Origin of the sequence: Bradyrhizobium sp. 63_E2_N1_3 (assembly GCF_052076005.1) — a bacterium.
In the GTDB taxonomy this organism is placed as follows: domain Bacteria; phylum Pseudomonadota; class Alphaproteobacteria; order Rhizobiales; family Xanthobacteraceae; genus Bradyrhizobium; species Bradyrhizobium barranii.
In genome coordinates this window covers 2,115,075-2,130,493 of record NZ_CP197235.1, presented here as the reverse complement: position 1 = coordinate 2,130,493, position 15,419 = coordinate 2,115,075, and the positions used below count along the sequence as shown (strand labels likewise).

Sequence of the window (15,419 nt, the reverse complement as noted above, 5' to 3'; positions counted from 1 at the left end):
GATATGCCTCAGTACGTCGCCATCATCGAGGACGCCGACCCGGACGACGCCGTCAGCTTGTGGTTTCCGGACTTGCCGGGCTGCATTTCCGGCGGCGACGACGTCGACGAGGCCCTGGAGAGTGCGCCCGAGGCGCTCGCATTTTATGCGCAGGAGCTGAGCGCGGACGGCCGCCAGCTTCCCCCGCCGCGGACGTTGGACGAGCTCAAGGCCGACCCTGCTGTGGCCGACGACCTCAGGAAACACACGGTCGCCCTGATCGAATGGCCGCCCCTCCCTGAGGCCGAGTGAGGACTGTTCGCCGCACTGGCCGGACGTTCGACAGTTCTCGCCCGAACGCCCCTTGACCACCGCGAACTTCCCCGTATCAGATGCGCCCATGGTCCGGGGCTCCATCACACTGATCTTGCTGGCATTGGGGATGCCGTCGCTAGCGGCGGCGGAGACCATGAGCTTTGGCGATTCGATCGGGCTCCTGGCCAAGAGCTGCGGCGCGGAAATCGTCGCCAATTGCCGCGGCGTCAACCCGGACTCGACCCGGCTGAAAGAGTGCCTGTCCCGCAACCGCGACGTGCTCTCCCAGCAATGCCAGAGCGACTATCTCGGCGCCTTCGATGCCATCCAGAAGCGCGTCGCCGCGCGCGTCACGGTGGCGAACGCCTGCCAGCGCGAGATCGTCAAGGTCTGCGGCGGCTCGACCAAGGAGACCAGCAAGTCGATCCCCTGCCTGGTCTCGACGCCCAAGGGCATCAGCAACAACTGCCTGAAGGCCGTCGACGACGCGGGGTATCGGTGATGCGCGCGAACGGAATCGCCATCACGCTGGTCGTGGTCTTGGCCCTGCTCGCGGGCGCAGCAAGCGCGCAGACGGCGGCGCCGACCCGTGACGACATTGTCGGCAAGCTGAACCATTTCGAACAGGCCGCCGAGGTCGACCTTCCCGCGCTGAAGCAGCAGGTGATGGAGCGCGCCAAGGCCAGGATCAAGAACGATCCGGGTCCGGTGAACCGCCCGCTGATCGCGCCTGACCTCGCCAACCTGCCCGCCTTCAACGCGCAGATCCAGTTCGACGCCGACACGCCGATCATCCAGCCGGCGTCCTATCAGACCGTCGGCCGCATCGCGGACGCGCTGGTTAACTCCTCGCTGCTGCCGTACACGTTCCTGATCGTCGGCCATGTCGAATCCAATGCGAAAACGCGCGAGGCCAATGCGATCCTGAGCCAGCGACGCGCCGATGCGATCCGTGACGTCCTGGTGAACACGTTCAAGATCTCGACCAAGCGGCTGCATCCGATCGGCCTCGGCGAGGAGCAGTTTCTCGACCGTGCCAAGCCGACCTCGGCGGTCAACGGTCAGTTGCAAATCCTGACCTATGCCAAGGTGCCGGAGGAGGCGCCTGCGCATCCGGCTGCGGCGCCCGGGCCTGCGGCGAAAAAGCCCGCCAAGAAGCGCTGAGCAAGATCGCTTCCCCTGACGGAACTCTTTGAAGTTCCAACCGTTTTGCGGCCTGTCGAAAGCGCAACAGCCATGCTTTGCGCGACACGCGAGCCGGTTTGTGCACTGCCCTATCAGGTGCTATAGCCAGTTCTCGCCCTTCCCCGACCCCATGCTGCACGAGACCGAGATGGCTGGTTATTTTCAACGCCAACTGGCCGATTACGTCGAATATCATCGCGATCCCTGGAACTGCGCGATGCACGTGGTCGGAATCCTCCTGCTCTTCACCGGCGCCGTGCTGCCGCTCACCCTCGTGCGTTTTCCCATCTTCGGGATCGAGGTGAGCCTGGCCGTGGTTGCGGCCCTGCCGGTGCTGGTTTACTGGCTGATGCTGGACGCCGGGATTGGACTCGGCATCCTTGCCGCGATGACCGTGCTGCTTTCGGTCGCAACCGCAATCGGCAATCAGGCCTCGATCGTCATGATGTGGTCGATTTTTGCGGTGCTGATCGGATCTGGCGTCGCAGCGCAGATCGTGGGCCACAGGGTTTTCGAGGAACGGCAGCCGTCGATGGTCGACCACCCCGCGCATTTCCTGCTTGGACCGATGTTTGTCATGGCGAAATTATTCATTGCACTGGGCTTCCGTCGCGACCTTGCCGCGATTTTGGCGCCTGTTCCGACCAATTCCCTTTCAACCCGATAGCTCTAGAAGCGAAACAGCAAACCTTCTGCATGGCTCTCGTACTGGTTACCGGTGGCAGCGGCTTCATCGGACATCATCTCGTAGAAGCGCTCCGCGCCCGTGGGCAGCGGGTACGCGTTCTCGATGTCCGTGCGCCGGCCGCGGCGAACGCCGACGTTGAACACGTCCACGGCTCGGTGCTGGATGGCGCCGCGGTCGACGCCGCGATCGCCGGTGTCGATCAGGTCTATCACCTCGCCGGCCTGCCCGGTATGTGGGTCGCCAACAAGCAGGACTTCCACGACGTCAATTGCCGCGGCACCGAAATCGTGCTTGCCGCGGCGATGAGGCGCGGCGTGTCGCGCTTCCTGCACTGCTCGACGGAATCGATCCTGTTCCCCTATTCCGACCTCAACGGCGTTGCCGCAGAAGAGGCGCTGCAGCCGGCCGATGCGATGCCCGGCGCCTATACGCGGTCGAAGTCGCTCGCCGAGCACCACGCCGCGAAGGCGGCGGCCGCGGGCTTTCCGCTCGTGATCGGCACGCCGACCATGCCGATCGGTGCCGCCGACCACAACCTGACGCCGCCGACCGCGATGCTGTGGTACTTCCTCCAGAAGAAGGTGCAGCCGCATCTCAACTTCCTGGTCAATCTCGTCGATGTCCGCGACGTCGCGATGGGCCTTGTGCTGACCATGGAGCGCGGCCGCATCGGCCAGCGCTACATCCTCGGCGGCGACTGCGTCCCGCTCGGCAACATCCTGCGGATGATGTCGGCGATGAGCGGCCGCCGGCAGTTCCCGGTCGTCGTGCCCGGCAAGATCGCCGAGCTCTCCGCGATCATGCTCGAATCCATCTCCGATCGCATCACGCGCCGGCCGCCCAACGGCACCGCCGAGGGCGTGCGCATCGCGCTTGCCGCGAGCGACCTCTCGATCGGCAAGGCGCGCACCGAGCTCGGCTACGCGCCGCGCCCGATCGAACCGGTCTTGCGCGAAACCATCACCCATCTGCTCGCCCGCAACGGCCAGCGGCCCTCCGGCGCCATCGAGCATCACGCGCTTTCCTCGCGCGCGAGCTAAGGCCTCCGCCCAAACGCAAAGAACCTTCATGTCCTTCGATTTCAGCAAGCTTCTCTCCGTGGCCTGGGGTGGCTGGACCACGACCTGGCCGACCGAACTCCTGGCCTTGATCTGGCTCGCCTTTCTCGCCAGCTGGGTCGGCGCCTCGTTCTGGCAGGGCCGCACCCAGAAGCAGGTCATGACGCTGGAGTCGCAGCGCTATCGCCTGCCGATCCTGGTCGGCGGAATCCTGTACACGCCGTGGGTTGCACAGGTCCTGGGCTGGAAGCCGCTCTGGGTGCTCGGCAACACCGGCATCTACATCGCCGCGGTCCTCTCGGCCGCCGGCATCGCCTTCGCCTGGTGGGGCCGGCTGCATCTCGGAAAATTCTGGTCCAACACCATCACCCACAAGGAAGACCACCGCGTTATCGACACTGGCCCCTACGGCATCGTGCGTCACCCGATCTACACGGGACTGATTGCAGGCATGCTCGTCACCGGCATCGCGATCGGCCTCGTAACGACGATCCTCGGCGCCATCCTGATCTCGCTCGGCATGTGGCAGAAGGGCCGGATGGAAGAGGTGTTTCTGTCCAAGGAGCTCGGCGAAGACGCCTACGGCGCCTATTGCCGTCGCGTGCCGATGATCATTCCGTTCCTGTCGCCGCGGTGAAGCGTCCTGAAGGCGCGGTCGCTGCGTTCCGCTTTCTCTGCACGACGTTACTGCTAGTGTCGGACTTGCGCTCGATCCAAGCTTTACCATCAGTCGCTTGCTTGTCAGCCAAGCAAGCGACGATACGAAATATCTCGCAGGACGAGAGCGGGTCTGCGAGGGCATGCGGCCTAGCCCTAGCCGGGGTTCCAGAGGAGTGATGTCCGTAAACTGACAACGCTACGGAGAAGCCTATTATGCAGTTGTCAAAGGTCGCCGCGTTGGCGCTCATCGCTAGCTGTCCAAGCCTACTGTCTGTATCTCGGGCGGCGGCCGTTTCTGAATGCTCAATCTCTGGCACACTAGCGGATTGGGGCGAGAACTCGACGGCCGACATTGACCTCACGTCCGGAGGAAGTTGCCAATTTCCAATCCAGATGCGCGGCACGGTGAGTGGCTCGGACATCTCTCAAAAGCCGTCACACGGCAAGCTGAGAAGGCTCAACCTGTCTACGTTCGAAGGCTAAATATAAGGGTAGCGATACCTTTGCCATCAAAGCGACGGGGCAGGGACCGACAGCTTCTGGCATGTCGGTAATCACTGTGCACGCGACGATCAAATAGCGTTCCTCGCTCGATTGCATGGTGAACGCGGAAGCAACAGCCGCCCGATGTCTCGCGCCAATGGCACCACAATGAAAAGGGACCATCGGAGTAACCGATGGTCCCAAAAGCCTCAAAGGCTCTTCGCTGGCAAAGGCCTTGCCGTGTCTTGCCAAGTTGGGCTGCGAGCAGACTTGGCGGGCTGCTTGCAGGGTTGATGCTCGCTCTACGCTGGCCTTCTGGACCCTGGCCTCTTTGACGCTGGCCTTATGGACGCTGGTCCCGTCGGACACTGGTTGCCATGGGCTCTGGTCACGTCGGCGCTCGTCGCTCTCGGCGCTGGATGGTGCGAGAAACCGACTCGATCAACCAATGCCAATTGAACTGCCGACCCGACGAATAGTCTAGGTGTTGTTGTCTGTTCCTCTCGAAGAAATTTGGGTTAGCGAGGCTGCCAATTCCCGCATCGTTGGATGTCATTTCTAACGACGACCGGCAGCCCGCCGACCGAATTGCGAATGGCGCACGTCCTCGCGCTGGACCCGTCAGCGCGAGTTTTGCTTTTTCGGGGATCGCACCCTTCTGGCGGGCTTTGTCACTGCGATGTCAGCCACAGCAGGGTTTGCGACTGACGCCTCGAGAATTTCGTATTGAGCATGCATCCAATGGACTTCCGCCTTTCCGTCGGGTTGCCCATCGGCGACCCAGAGGTGGTAGGCGCGCTCGCGAATTGCCTCTTCCAGATTTGGCATGGGATTTTCCTTGCGAATGATCCGCCCGGCCCCAGCCAAAAGACTTGCTCTCGTAGGGTTAATGAAATCTTAACGGGGCAGCGGAAGCCAAGCGTCGCGCGGGTGCCGCTCAGGGGCGGTCGGCGCTCATTGCGAGAGATCTCGGCAGCGCTCGCGGACGCAGGTCGCAACGAACGGTAATCCGCATGCGGCGACCGGCATCAAACTCATGCTTACCGAGGGTCGACGAGGCCGTGCACGGGCCGCCTCTTTTGGGGGCTCGGGGCTCGATTGACACCAGCACAGCGAAACTAGTCAGTCGATTGGCGCGAGCCGTGCGTTCCACCGCGCCGCAAGGTTTTTGATCTGCTCGAAATGCAGGATCGCCGGTTCACCCTCGCGGACGATTGTCGTCCGCTTGCGTTCCTTGGGTGGCAACGTCATCGCGCGCGATACTGCCGCGCGCAGTTTCATCGAGCCGTGATCTGTCAGGGTGACGAGTTCTTCCGGGTCAAGGGCCATGGGTCCACGCCTACGCTACCGGCTGGCCCGCAAGCCAGCACACGCGCCCCGAATGCCCAATTCTCCAGATAGCCCAACATGGTTAATAGTTCGTTATCGTTTGGCTCTGTCATTTGGATTGGCGCGCGGGTCACGCGGCGTCTTGTCCCGCAAGTAAAATGAGCCTCTCAGGCTGCACCAGCCCCTGTTTGGATCGAACCCAATCCCAGCCGATTTCAAATGCTAAAGGAGGTGGCTACCGCCAGGCTTGCAGCAGGGGTAGTTCGCCCGCTCCGCGCCTGCCCGCGCGGTAGCCCCCAGTGAGTCATTGCAGTCGCAATCGATCAGGCTACCGCTGCCAACCTGCCATCGGCATGCGGGTTTGCGCAAAGCAGACGCTTGCGAATGGCCTCTTCAACGAGCGCGAGCGCTTCCTTGGCTTGTCGCGCTTCGGCTTCCGCAACTTCGGCGCGAAGCTCTACGGCCGTCAACTTATCCTTTTGAGCTTCAATGCAGCACTGGGCTTGCTCCAGCGCTCGGCAAGCATCTTGCAGCTTAGTTTGGGTGGCTACGGTGAGTTCACGCTGTGCCCGCTCGGCGGCCTCCGCTCGCCCTTCGGCCAGCCGCAATCTTTCTATGGCGCTCGTGCAAAGTGATTGGGCACGGGCTTCGGTCTCGCGGGCGTGCTTCTCCATATCGCGGAAGACATCGGCCGCTTGATATACCAGATCGAGAGCTGTTGCTCCCTTGTCTGGTGCCAGCGGTGAGGGAAAGCTCAGGATGCCCTCATCCCCTCCAACTGGCGCTCTGGAACCACGCTGCGCCATGCAGTTCAAGCTCGTCGCGAACACATATACACGGGCAGTATCATGAATAGCTATGGTTAACGGATGGTTAAACAGTTGCATGCCTGGAGATGTCGTCACGGCGCGCGGCGGGCAATGGCACCGAAAATTAGTCAGTTCTTTGGGCGTGCCTAGCGTAGCAGCAGAGGCTCGCGCCGGCGGCTGGACCGGCACATCGGCCGCTGACTTTCCTCTCCATGCAAATTTGGTCGGCTGCCATTCCTCGGGAATAGGCGCTGATCGAGTTCCGTAACGGTTGACCTTTTTGCCGCTACCCAGTTGGATGCGCGCGCAAAAAGGCACGACGACATCCCATCGTGGATCTGGAGAGGTCGACGATAAGGTCTGAGCCCGCGCGGGGCTTTGGGCGATCCGTCGTTGGACTGTGCCGTACGTTCAACAGGGGATTTCCATGACCTTTTCCAGCATCTTCGCGCAGTTCGTCGCGCTGATCGGCGGTGCCGCGCTGCAATGGCGGCGGCTGTCGGGCACCGCGCCCGCGCCGGCCTGGGGCCAGGCGCCGGCGATTCCCGAAGCGAAGCCGCAGGGGGCGCTGCCGACCTTGAAGATGCCGACGGCCAGGGGCTGGAGCGAGGGCCAGAAGCCGACGGTCGCCCCCGGGCTCAAGGTCAATGCGTTCGCAACCGGGCTCGACCATCCGCGCTGGATCGAGGTGCTGCCGAATGGCGACGTGCTGATCGCGGAGGCGACGCAGATTGCGGGCGCGCCGAGGTCGGTGTTTCACTATGCGATGCAGGCGACGATGCGGCGCGCCGCAGCGCTCGGAGTCAGCGCCAACCGCATCACGCTCCTGCGCGACAAGGACGGCGACGGCGTCGCCGAAGTGCGCGGCGCCTTCATGGAGAACCTCAGCCAGCCCTTCGGCATGGCGCTGGTCGGCAACACATTCTATGTCGGCAACACCGACGGCGTGATGGCCTTCCCCTATGTCGCCAATGCCGACCGCATCACCGCGCCGGGCAAGCGGCTCACGACGTTCAAGCCGAGCGGCCATTGGACGCGCAGCCTGCTCGCAAGCCCCGACGGCAAGAAGCTCTATGCCGGTGTCGGCTCGCTCAGCAACATCGCCGAGATGGGCATGGAGGTCGAGGAAGGCCGCGCCGCGGTCTATGAGCTCGATCTCGCCGCCGGCACGCATCGCATTTTTGGTGCGGGACTGCGCAACCCGGTTGGACTCGCGTGGGAGCCCAATACGAACGTGCTCTGGACCGTCGTCAACGAGCGCGACGGTCTCGGCGACGAGACGCCGCCGGACTATCTCACCTCGGTGCGCGACGGCGGCTTCTACGGCTGGCCCTATTGCTACTGGGGCAAGACGGTCGACGATCGCGTGCCGCAGGATCCCGCGATGGTCGCCAAAGCGCTTCAACCGGACTACGCACTCGGCGGCCACACCGCTTCGCTCGGCCTGTGCTGGATGCCCGCAGGGACCCTGCCCGGCTTCCCCGACGGCATGGTGATCGGCCAGCACGGCTCGTGGAATCGCAGCACTCTCTCGGGCTACAAACTGGTGTTCATCCCGTTCGAAAACGGCAAGCCCTCCGGCCCCAGTCGCGACATCCTGTCGGGCTTCCTGTCCCCGGACGAGAAGGAATCCTACGGCCGTCCGGTTGGCGTCGTGATCGGACCCGACAAGAAGTCGCTGCTGATGGCCGACGACGTCGGCAACGTGATCTGGCGCGTCACGGGCGCGTAGAGGTTACGTCCCGACACAAAGCGTGGCGCGCTGCTTGCGTAGCAGCGCGATCACGGAGAGCGCCGTGATCAGGCCCGTCTTGGGATTCTCCGACGGGATGTTCTCGATCGACATCGAGAAGCGCGCCGAATCCGCCTCGACTTCGATGCGGTGAACGTTGCGCGTCACGGTCGGATCGGCCCAGATCTGCACGGAGGTGCGGTCCGGCCCGACGCCCGCGAGCGACAGCGCGACCGCGACGTTGAGATTGGCTGGAAAGCCCTTTGCGGCCTCGCGCGCGGTGCCCTCGAACAGTTTGAGCGGCTCGCGTAGATTGTCGATATCGATGTTGTTTTCGACGATGAAGGGCGCGCCCTTCAGACCGTCGATCGGCTTGCGCGTCACCATCTTCACCGAGTTGATGGTGCCGATTGCGGCGGCGTTGACGGCGTCCAGCCCGATCAGCGCTCCGGTCGGCACGATGATGCGGCCGCCATTGGCGCGGGCGAGATCGACCAGATCAAAATTGTCGAGCAGTCCGCCGACGCTGACGACGACGGCGGCCTTGCCGCGCTTCACCGCGGGCTCGACGATCGCGCGCAACTGGCCGCTCGGCGCGCATTCGACCACGATATCCGCGGCGTCACCGAGCTGATCGATCGGCAGCACGGATGGCGCACGACGCAGGCCGCCCAGAAACGCCTGATGCTTGGCGGGATCACGCACGGCGACAGCGGACAGCGTCAGCCCCTCGATGCCCTGATCGAGTGCGGTCGCGATCTTGGTGCCGATCGAGCCCAGGCCTGCGATGGCAACCCGCAATTCGTTCGAAGCTTTCTGTGCAGTCATCGCGTCCCACCTTCTCGCCAGGCCAATGTCATAGCCGCTCACGCCTCCCGCGCATAGCTGCGCAGGCGCGCCTCCAGCACCGCCAGCATGGCATCGCGGGCCGGGTCGCGCGAACCGCGCAGCCATGCGGCGGCAAGCGGCAGCCGGCCGATGGGGCCGCTCTGCTTCGGCCGCAGCGGCACGAAGCGCACGCCTGATACCGCCATCCGCGTGGTCCAGCGCGGCACGATCGCAACGCCGAGCTTCGTTGCCACCAGATGGATGATGGTCTGCTTCTCGTCGGCGACCTGCACGATGCGCGGCGTCAGCCCGGCCTGCTCGAACAGCTTGATCGTGAGGTCATGGCTGTGTGGCCGCGAGCGGCGGTCCGGCACCAGCATCGCCTCGTCGGCGATCTGCGCCAGCGTGATCGACTTGCGCTCGGCGAGCGGGTGGCGTTGCGGAAACGCCACGATCGCGGTCTCCTGGAGCAGATCGCGGAATTCGAGCCGCTTGTCCGCACTGTCGGGCGGGCGGACGAAGGCGAGATCCAGCGCGCCGGTCAAAATCTTCGGCAGCAGCCGGACGGTCTTGTCTTCGAGCAGCTGCACCGCGATCTCAGGATGCTTGTCGCGGAAATCGCGCAAGAGCGGCGGCAGCAATCCCGCTGCCGCGCTGTCGATGGCGCCGACCCGCAGCCGCCGCGCGGCGCCGGCACGCGAGCGGTTGCGCAGATTGCTCTCAACCGCCTCGACCTTGGCGAGGATGGCGCGGGCATCGCGCAGCAGCGTCGAACCGTCTTCCGTCAGCGACACCGCGCGCGTGGTCCGTGCGAACAGCCGCGTTCCCAGATCTTCTTCCAACAGCCTGATCTGCCGGCCGAGCGCGGAGGGCAGCATCTGGAGCTGCTGCGCCGCATGGCCGAAATGCAGCCGCTCGGCCGCCGCCACGAAGCATCGCAACTGATGCAATTCCATCCAAGGTCCTCTCGTCTCGCCAGGCGAGGATTATATCATTTTTTTGTATAAACCAGCGCCAATTGAGTATGCCTCCTTCCCCCGCCTAGGCTCGTTGCCGGCGTGGACCTCCGGGTCCGCCGATACAACAACAAACCGGAACTCGAGGAGGCCAGGGTGGCGAGCTAGATTCAGACGCGCGTGCTGCGCAAGATCACCTGGCGCATCGTTCCCTTCATCATGCTGCTGTACTTCGTGGCCTTCATCGACCGCGTCAATATCGGCTTCGCCTCGCTGACGATGAACAAGGACATCGGCCTGTCGCCCACCGTCTACGGCTTCGGCGCCGGCATCTTCTTCTGGGGCTATTTCCTGTTCGAGGTGCCCTCCAACATCATCCTGCACAAGGTCGGCGCGCGGATATGGATCGCGCGGGTGATGATCACCTGGGGCCTCGTGTCGGCCGCGATGGCCTTCGTGCAGGGCCCGACCAGCTTCTATGTGCTGCGCTTCCTGCTCGGCGTCGCCGAAGCCGGCTTCTTCCCCGGCATCATCCTCTATCTCTCCTACTGGTTCCCGGCGCGCCAGCGCGCCGCGGTGACCGCGCTATTCATGGCGGCGGCGCCGCTGTCGACCGTACTGGGATCGCCCGTCTCCGGCGCGCTGCTGGAAATGGATGGCCTGTTCGGCTTCAAGGGCTGGCAATGGCTGTTCGTGCTGGAGGCGCTGCCGGCCGTGCTGCTTGGCTTCGTTGTGCTGGCATTCCTCACCGACCGCCCGGAAAAGGCAAAATGGCTCGCGGACGACGAGCGGCGATGGCTGGTCGATGTCATGAATGCGGAAACCACCAGCAAGGCCGCGACCGCGAGCCACAGCATCTGGCGCGGGCTCGCCGATCCGCGCGTGCTGGCGCTCGCGCTCATCTATTTCGGCACCTCGGCAGGCCTCTACACGCTCGGCGTCTGGGCGCCGCAGATCATCAAGCAGTTCGGCCTGTCCACGCTCCAGGTCGGCTTCCTCAATGCGCTGCCGGCAACCGCCGCCGTCGTCGCCATGGTGCTGTGGGCGCGGCATTCGGACCGCACCGGCGAGCGCACCTGGCACGTCGTGCTCGCCTGCCTGCTCGCGGCCGTGGGGCTCGCCTTTGCCGGGCTTGCAACCGGCGTGGTCACCGTGCTGGTGGCGCTGGCGCTGGTGAACATCGGCATCTCCTCGGCCAAGCCGCCGCTGTGGAGCATGCCGACGCTGTTCCTGTCCGGCCCCGCGGCCGCAGCAGGGATCGCCACCATCAACTCGATCGGCAATCTCGGCGGCTTCGTCGGACCCGCCATGATCGGCTGGATCAAGGAGCAGACCGGCAGTTTTGTCGGCGGACTCTATTTCGTCAGCGGCCTGCTCGTTCTCTCCGCGGTCCTGACCCTGCTATTGTCGCGCGCGCAGACCGCGCCCGTCGAACCCGTCCCGCAATCCCACTGACATCTCAAACGGAGCATCTTCATGCGCACCCATTCGATCGCAGCAATTCCCGCCGACGGCATCGGCCCCGAGGTCATCTCGGCCGGAATCCGCGTGCTGGAGGCTCTGGCAAAACGCAGCGGCGACCTCGCCTTCAACGTCAAGACGTTCGACTGGGGCTCGGACTATTACAAGAAGCACGGCGTGATGATGCCGGCCGAGGGCCTTGCCGAGCTGAAGAAATTCGACGCGATCTATTTCGGCGCGGTCGGCGCGCCTGATGTGCCCGACCACATCACGCTGTGGGGCCTGCGCCTGCCGATCTGCCAGGGCTTTGACCAATACGCCAATGTGCGCCCGACCAAGATCCTGCCGGGCGTCGCCTCGCCGCTGCGCAATGTCGGCGTCGGCGATCTCGACTGGGTGATCGTGCGCGAGAACTCGGAAGGCGAATATGCCGGCATGGGCGGCCGTGCGCACAGGGGCCTGCCGGAAGAAGTCGGCACCGAGGTCGCGGTGTTCACCCGCGTCGGCGTCACCCGCATCATGCGCTACGCCTTCCAGCTCGCGCAGTCACGCCCGCGCAAATTCCTGACCGTCGTGACCAAGTCGAACGCGCAGCGCCATGGCATGGTGATGTGGGACGAGATCGCAGCCGAAGTTGCGGCCGAATTCCCCGACGTCACCTGGGACAAGATGCTGGTCGACGCCATGACCGTGCGCATGACACTGCATCCAAAGAGCCTCGACACGATCGTCGCGACCAACCTCCACGCCGACATCCTCTCCGATCTTGCCGGCGCGCTCGCCGGCAGCCTCGGGGTGGCGCCGACCGGCAACATCGATCCGCAGCGCCGCTTCCCCTCGATGTTCGAGCCGATCCACGGCTCGGCGTTCGACATCACCGGCAAGGGCATCGCCAACCCGGTCGCGACCTTCTGGACCGGCGTCCAGATGCTCGAGCATCTCGGCGAGAAGGACGCGGCAATGCGGCTGATGTCGGCGGTCGAGCGCGTCTGCGCGGCCGGCGTGCTGACGCCCGATGTCGGCGGCAAGGCGACGACGAAGGAAGTCACGGACGCCGTGATCGACGCGATCCACGGGACGAACGTGTAATCGCTACTCGACGTCATGGCCGGGCTTGTCCCGGCCATGACGAGTTGTGGATCAACTACTTCCGCCCTTGCGGCGGCGGCGCCGGCGCCGCCATCGCGGCCACAGGCTCCGGCGGCGTCAGGTGGCGCGGGACGATGATGGACTGGCCGGGAGTGAGCGGCGCGTTCTCCGCCAGCGAGTTGCTCTGCGCCAGCGTCCACAGCGGCACGCGGCGGGCGGCGGCGATGCTCTCCAGGGTGTCGCCGGTGCGCACCGGCACCCGCACGCCGCTGTCCCACAATTCCACCGGCGTGTTCGGCGGCACGAGATAGCGCAGCGGCACGGCATCGGCCTGGCTCTGCGCGGGGATGCGTGGCAGCTGCGTCACCATCTCGATGATCTGGCGATGGATGTCGTCCGACTTCTCGATGTTGATGTGCGAGACGCGGCTGTTCTCCTTGAGGTCGTAGCTCGCGTAATGGCCCCGATAGCCGGGCACGGCCACGACGTCGCCGCCGCCGAGCACGCTGTCGGAGAGGAAGATGTTGATGAAGCGCTCGACATTGAGCGGCACGTCGCCGGTCGCATGCGCGGAATCGATGGCGATGACGAGGCTGATCCGGATGTTCTCCTTGGCCGCCATCTCGGAGATCACGACCGAGCACAGCCCGCCCATGGAGTGGCCGATCAGCACGATCGGCGCCGGGCTCTCCTTGTAGCTGGAGATGACACGATCGCCGATCCATCGGCAGATGGTGAATTCATAGACGTCGGCCGAGAAGCCGGCCTTCGTCAGCTTTTCGCTGAGCCGGTCCATGCCGGTCGAGAAGATCGGCCCCATGGCGCCGCGGAACAGGTAGATCTTTGGCGGCGGCAGCGGCTCGACCGGCGGAGCGGGAGGCGGCGGCGCAGCGGTCGCGACCGCGGGGCGCTTCGGCTTCGCAGGTGAGGCAACGGCCATGCCGGTGCCTAGGGCGAGCAGCGCAACCGCTGCCAGCACGACTAGCCGCCTCAAATCGATCATCCGTCCAGCAGTCCCGCCATGGGAGGCAAAGGCCTCCTCCGCGGGCTTAGTGACCACCGATTGGGTGGATTTTGGGGCACGGAACCGGGCCCGTGACGCCCGTCGGTCGAGGTTCTCATTCTGCCCCTTACATCCCCGGCATCAGTTGAAGGGAACCCATGGCTGGGCTTCGCAGGCGTCGAGGATCACCGAGCTCTGGATTCCCTTGTAGGCGTCATCGTCGAAAAAGACCGAATAGGCCGGGTGTCTATCGGACGGACCACCGCGCTGCCTCAGGCAGACGAAATACGACGCCGGCCCGTGGTCGGTAGGACGGACGGCGGATGTCTCGAGTCCCCCGGTCAGCTTGACTTCGGCGGCTGCCTTCCTGACGCCCTCCTGCACCGCCTTGGCACCAGGCGGACGCGGAGGATGATAGACAGGAGGCAAATTCCCGCTCGATGCGCATCCCGCCAGCAAAAGCGTCAAGACGGCGGACAAGGCCGCCAGAGATCTGCGGCGGCCGAAGACGGACCTTCGCTGGCAGCACGCCAACTCATATCGTGAATGCATCGCTTGTCCCCGGTGCCGCGCTCGCTGCGCGCCTCATCCCTGGGTCAGGACGAGATAGAGGCAGCCGGCGACCGTGGGCAGGACCGCGACCAGGGCCGTCATCCAGAAGCCGGGCTCGAGCATCGAGTCCTGGTCATCCCTCTCGTCGACTGCATGCCGATCTGCGTTGGTCCGGCTCCACGCCTCATCGGCCGTGAACAGGGGAACGCTGCTCGCGCGCGCATCGTCACGCGCTGCGCTTTGGCGCAAAGCGCGTTGGGAAGGGCGAGTTATTCCGGATGTCAGCATGTCATCAACTCTGATCGGCTACCAATATGTCGAGCTCGGATGTTGCGGGGCGCGCAGCCGCATCACTGTGTCAGCGCCTGCTCTGAATTCGCTCCGGGCACAGGCGGCGGGGCCGGATTGTTGGCCGGGCTCTCGTTGGCGCCGGAATCGGTCCAGGCCGGCGGCAGGCCGAGCCCCTGCCCCGCGATGCCGGTGATGCCGGGAAACCGTCCGAACGCTTCGCAGGCGACATATTTGGGCGCACCGCCGAGCCGCACGGGAATGCTGTCCATCGGCGGCAGCGCGGGGATGCCGCCGAACGGCGACTCTCCGGTCGTAACCAGTTTTGCGAAGTCCGTGCCGAAATCGGCGGCGAGATCGTAGGCATCGCCCTCATTGGCGACCCGCGGAGAGTTCGTAATCGAGTTGGCGCCGCGCGCCCAGACCATGGCCGCCTTCTGAAATCCTGCAAAATCGCGCGCTTCCGCCTCGACCGACAGGCTGCCGAGCCCGACCGGAAGCCTCGGCACCGGTACGGGCACGCCGGGAAGCGCAACGGTCTTGGCTATCGACAGGGCTTTCGATGCGCCGGAGGCGGTCGGGCTGGTCGGCGCGGCATGCGTCACCGTCGCCTGCACCGTGAGATCGGCGTCGTCATCGGATGAGACGATACGGAAGCGCTCGCTCAAGCGGAGACACAGCTCGCGGCTGATGGCGTTCGCAACCAGGCGACGTTCCTTTTCGTTCAACACGACATCGGTGCGCGCGGGAAAGACGGTCGATGCGATCCGGATCGTCTTCGCCGCCAGCACATCCTGCTTGTTCACGCGGATCTTCGATCGCGTCACCAGCCCGTTCGCTTCCGACATCCGGTCGTAGCTCCTGAGCGAGCCGGCCTGTTCGAGCGGCGCGGTCGCACACCCTCCGAGCGCAAGCGCGGCACCCATCAGGGCCGTCCGTGGAAAGCGCATAGTCCCATTCCCGCATCGGCAGCTTATTAGAGAGATCGCTCTAATAATCACTTC

At 64.6% G+C, this 15,419-nt stretch carries 18 protein-coding genes; 9 read left to right on the top strand and 9 right to left on the bottom strand.

Annotated elements, in window-relative coordinates:
- Positions 1-3: 3 nt before the first annotated feature.
- The 6 genes from AB7531_RS09990 (at position 4) to AB7531_RS09965 (ending at position 3,862) form a co-directional block, all read left to right on the top strand.
- Entirely contained in the window at positions 4-291 is a 288-nt protein-coding gene (locus AB7531_RS09990) for a type II toxin-antitoxin system HicB family antitoxin (protein WP_063981575.1), read from the top strand.
- 88 nt (positions 292-379) lie between these two features.
- The gene (locus AB7531_RS09985; protein ID WP_063921531.1) at positions 380-796 is read left to right on the top strand and encodes a hypothetical protein; all 417 of its coding nucleotides are present in this window, start codon (positions 380-382) and stop codon (positions 794-796) included.
- Positions 796-1,458 carry an OmpA family protein gene (locus tag AB7531_RS09980; protein WP_063981574.1) on the top strand — a complete coding sequence of 221 codons (663 nt, stop codon included), beginning with the start codon at positions 796-798 and terminating at the stop codon, positions 1,456-1,458. Before AB7531_RS09985 ends, AB7531_RS09980 begins: the two co-directional genes overlap by 1 nt.
- Positions 1,459-1,609: 151 nt before the next feature.
- On the top strand, positions 1,610-2,146 hold the full coding sequence (locus AB7531_RS09975; protein WP_063981573.1) for an Mpo1 family 2-hydroxy fatty acid dioxygenase: 537 nt from the start codon (positions 1,610-1,612) through the stop codon (positions 2,144-2,146).
- Between the two features lie 29 nt (positions 2,147-2,175).
- Positions 2,176-3,207, top strand: a complete 1,032-nt coding sequence (locus AB7531_RS09970; protein ID WP_063981572.1) for an NAD-dependent epimerase/dehydratase family protein — start codon at positions 2,176-2,178, stop codon at positions 3,205-3,207.
- Between the two features lie 28 nt (positions 3,208-3,235).
- The gene (locus tag AB7531_RS09965; protein WP_063981571.1) at positions 3,236-3,862 is read left to right on the top strand and encodes a methyltransferase family protein; all 627 of its coding nucleotides are present in this window, start codon (positions 3,236-3,238) and stop codon (positions 3,860-3,862) included.
- Positions 3,863-4,989: 1,127 nt separating this feature from the next.
- On the opposite strand, the gene AB7531_RS09960 is transcribed toward AB7531_RS09965, so the two are convergent.
- The 3 genes from AB7531_RS09960 to AB7531_RS09950 form a co-directional block, all read right to left on the bottom strand.
- Positions 4,990-5,196 carry a DUF2934 domain-containing protein gene (locus tag AB7531_RS09960; RefSeq protein WP_071910441.1) on the bottom strand — a complete coding sequence of 69 codons (207 nt, stop codon included), beginning with the start codon at positions 5,194-5,196 and terminating at the stop codon, positions 4,990-4,992.
- Between the two features lie 294 nt (positions 5,197-5,490).
- On the bottom strand, positions 5,491-5,697 hold the full coding sequence (locus AB7531_RS09955) for a hypothetical protein (RefSeq protein ID WP_063981569.1): 207 nt from the start codon (positions 5,695-5,697) through the stop codon (positions 5,491-5,493).
- Between the two features lie 323 nt (positions 5,698-6,020).
- A complete protein-coding gene (locus AB7531_RS09950) occupies positions 6,021-6,584 on the bottom strand; it encodes a hypothetical protein (RefSeq protein ID WP_245328559.1) in 564 nt (187 codons plus the stop codon).
- 349 nt (positions 6,585-6,933) lie between these two features.
- Here AB7531_RS09950 and AB7531_RS09945 point away from each other — a divergent pair, with 349 nt between their 5' ends.
- Positions 6,934-8,238 (top strand): PQQ-dependent sugar dehydrogenase, encoded by a 1,305-nt coding sequence (locus AB7531_RS09945; RefSeq protein ID WP_063981567.1) that lies wholly within the window; start codon positions 6,934-6,936, stop codon positions 8,236-8,238.
- Positions 8,239-8,241: 3 nt separating this feature from the next.
- Here AB7531_RS09945 and AB7531_RS09940 read toward each other — a convergent pair whose 3' ends face one another.
- On the bottom strand, positions 8,242-9,066 hold the full coding sequence (locus AB7531_RS09940) for an aspartate dehydrogenase (RefSeq protein ID WP_063981566.1): 825 nt from the start codon (positions 9,064-9,066) through the stop codon (positions 8,242-8,244).
- 38 nt (positions 9,067-9,104) lie between these two features.
- A complete protein-coding gene (locus AB7531_RS09935) occupies positions 9,105-10,022 on the bottom strand; it encodes a LysR family transcriptional regulator (protein ID WP_063981565.1) in 918 nt (305 codons plus the stop codon).
- A gap of 219 nt (positions 10,023-10,241) precedes the next feature.
- On the opposite strand from AB7531_RS09935, the gene AB7531_RS09930 reads away from it, so the two are divergent.
- Positions 10,242-11,477, top strand: a complete 1,236-nt coding sequence (locus tag AB7531_RS09930; RefSeq protein WP_441280287.1) for an MFS transporter — start codon at positions 10,242-10,244, stop codon at positions 11,475-11,477.
- A gap of 21 nt (positions 11,478-11,498) precedes the next feature.
- Positions 11,499-12,572 (top strand): tartrate dehydrogenase, encoded by a 1,074-nt coding sequence (locus tag AB7531_RS09925; protein ID WP_063981564.1) that lies wholly within the window; start codon positions 11,499-11,501, stop codon positions 12,570-12,572.
- A 55-nt stretch (positions 12,573-12,627) separates the two neighbouring features.
- Here the strand turns inward: AB7531_RS09925 and AB7531_RS09920 are convergent, their stop codons facing one another.
- From AB7531_RS09920 to AB7531_RS09905, 4 genes are all read right to left on the bottom strand, one after another.
- Positions 12,628-13,575 (bottom strand): LysM peptidoglycan-binding domain-containing protein, encoded by a 948-nt coding sequence (locus AB7531_RS09920; RefSeq protein WP_063981563.1) that lies wholly within the window; start codon positions 13,573-13,575, stop codon positions 12,628-12,630.
- 141 nt (positions 13,576-13,716) lie between these two features.
- Positions 13,717-14,004, bottom strand: coding sequence for a hypothetical protein (locus AB7531_RS09915; RefSeq protein WP_063986147.1), 288 nt, complete (start codon positions 14,002-14,004; stop codon positions 13,717-13,719).
- A 156-nt stretch (positions 14,005-14,160) separates the two neighbouring features.
- The gene (locus tag AB7531_RS09910; protein ID WP_245328558.1) at positions 14,161-14,376 is read right to left on the bottom strand and encodes a hypothetical protein; all 216 of its coding nucleotides are present in this window, start codon (positions 14,374-14,376) and stop codon (positions 14,161-14,163) included.
- 101 nt (positions 14,377-14,477) lie between these two features.
- The gene (locus AB7531_RS09905) at positions 14,478-15,341 is read right to left on the bottom strand and encodes a DUF3313 domain-containing protein (RefSeq protein WP_063981561.1); all 864 of its coding nucleotides are present in this window, start codon (positions 15,339-15,341) and stop codon (positions 14,478-14,480) included.
- Positions 15,342-15,419: the final 78 nt, after the last annotated feature.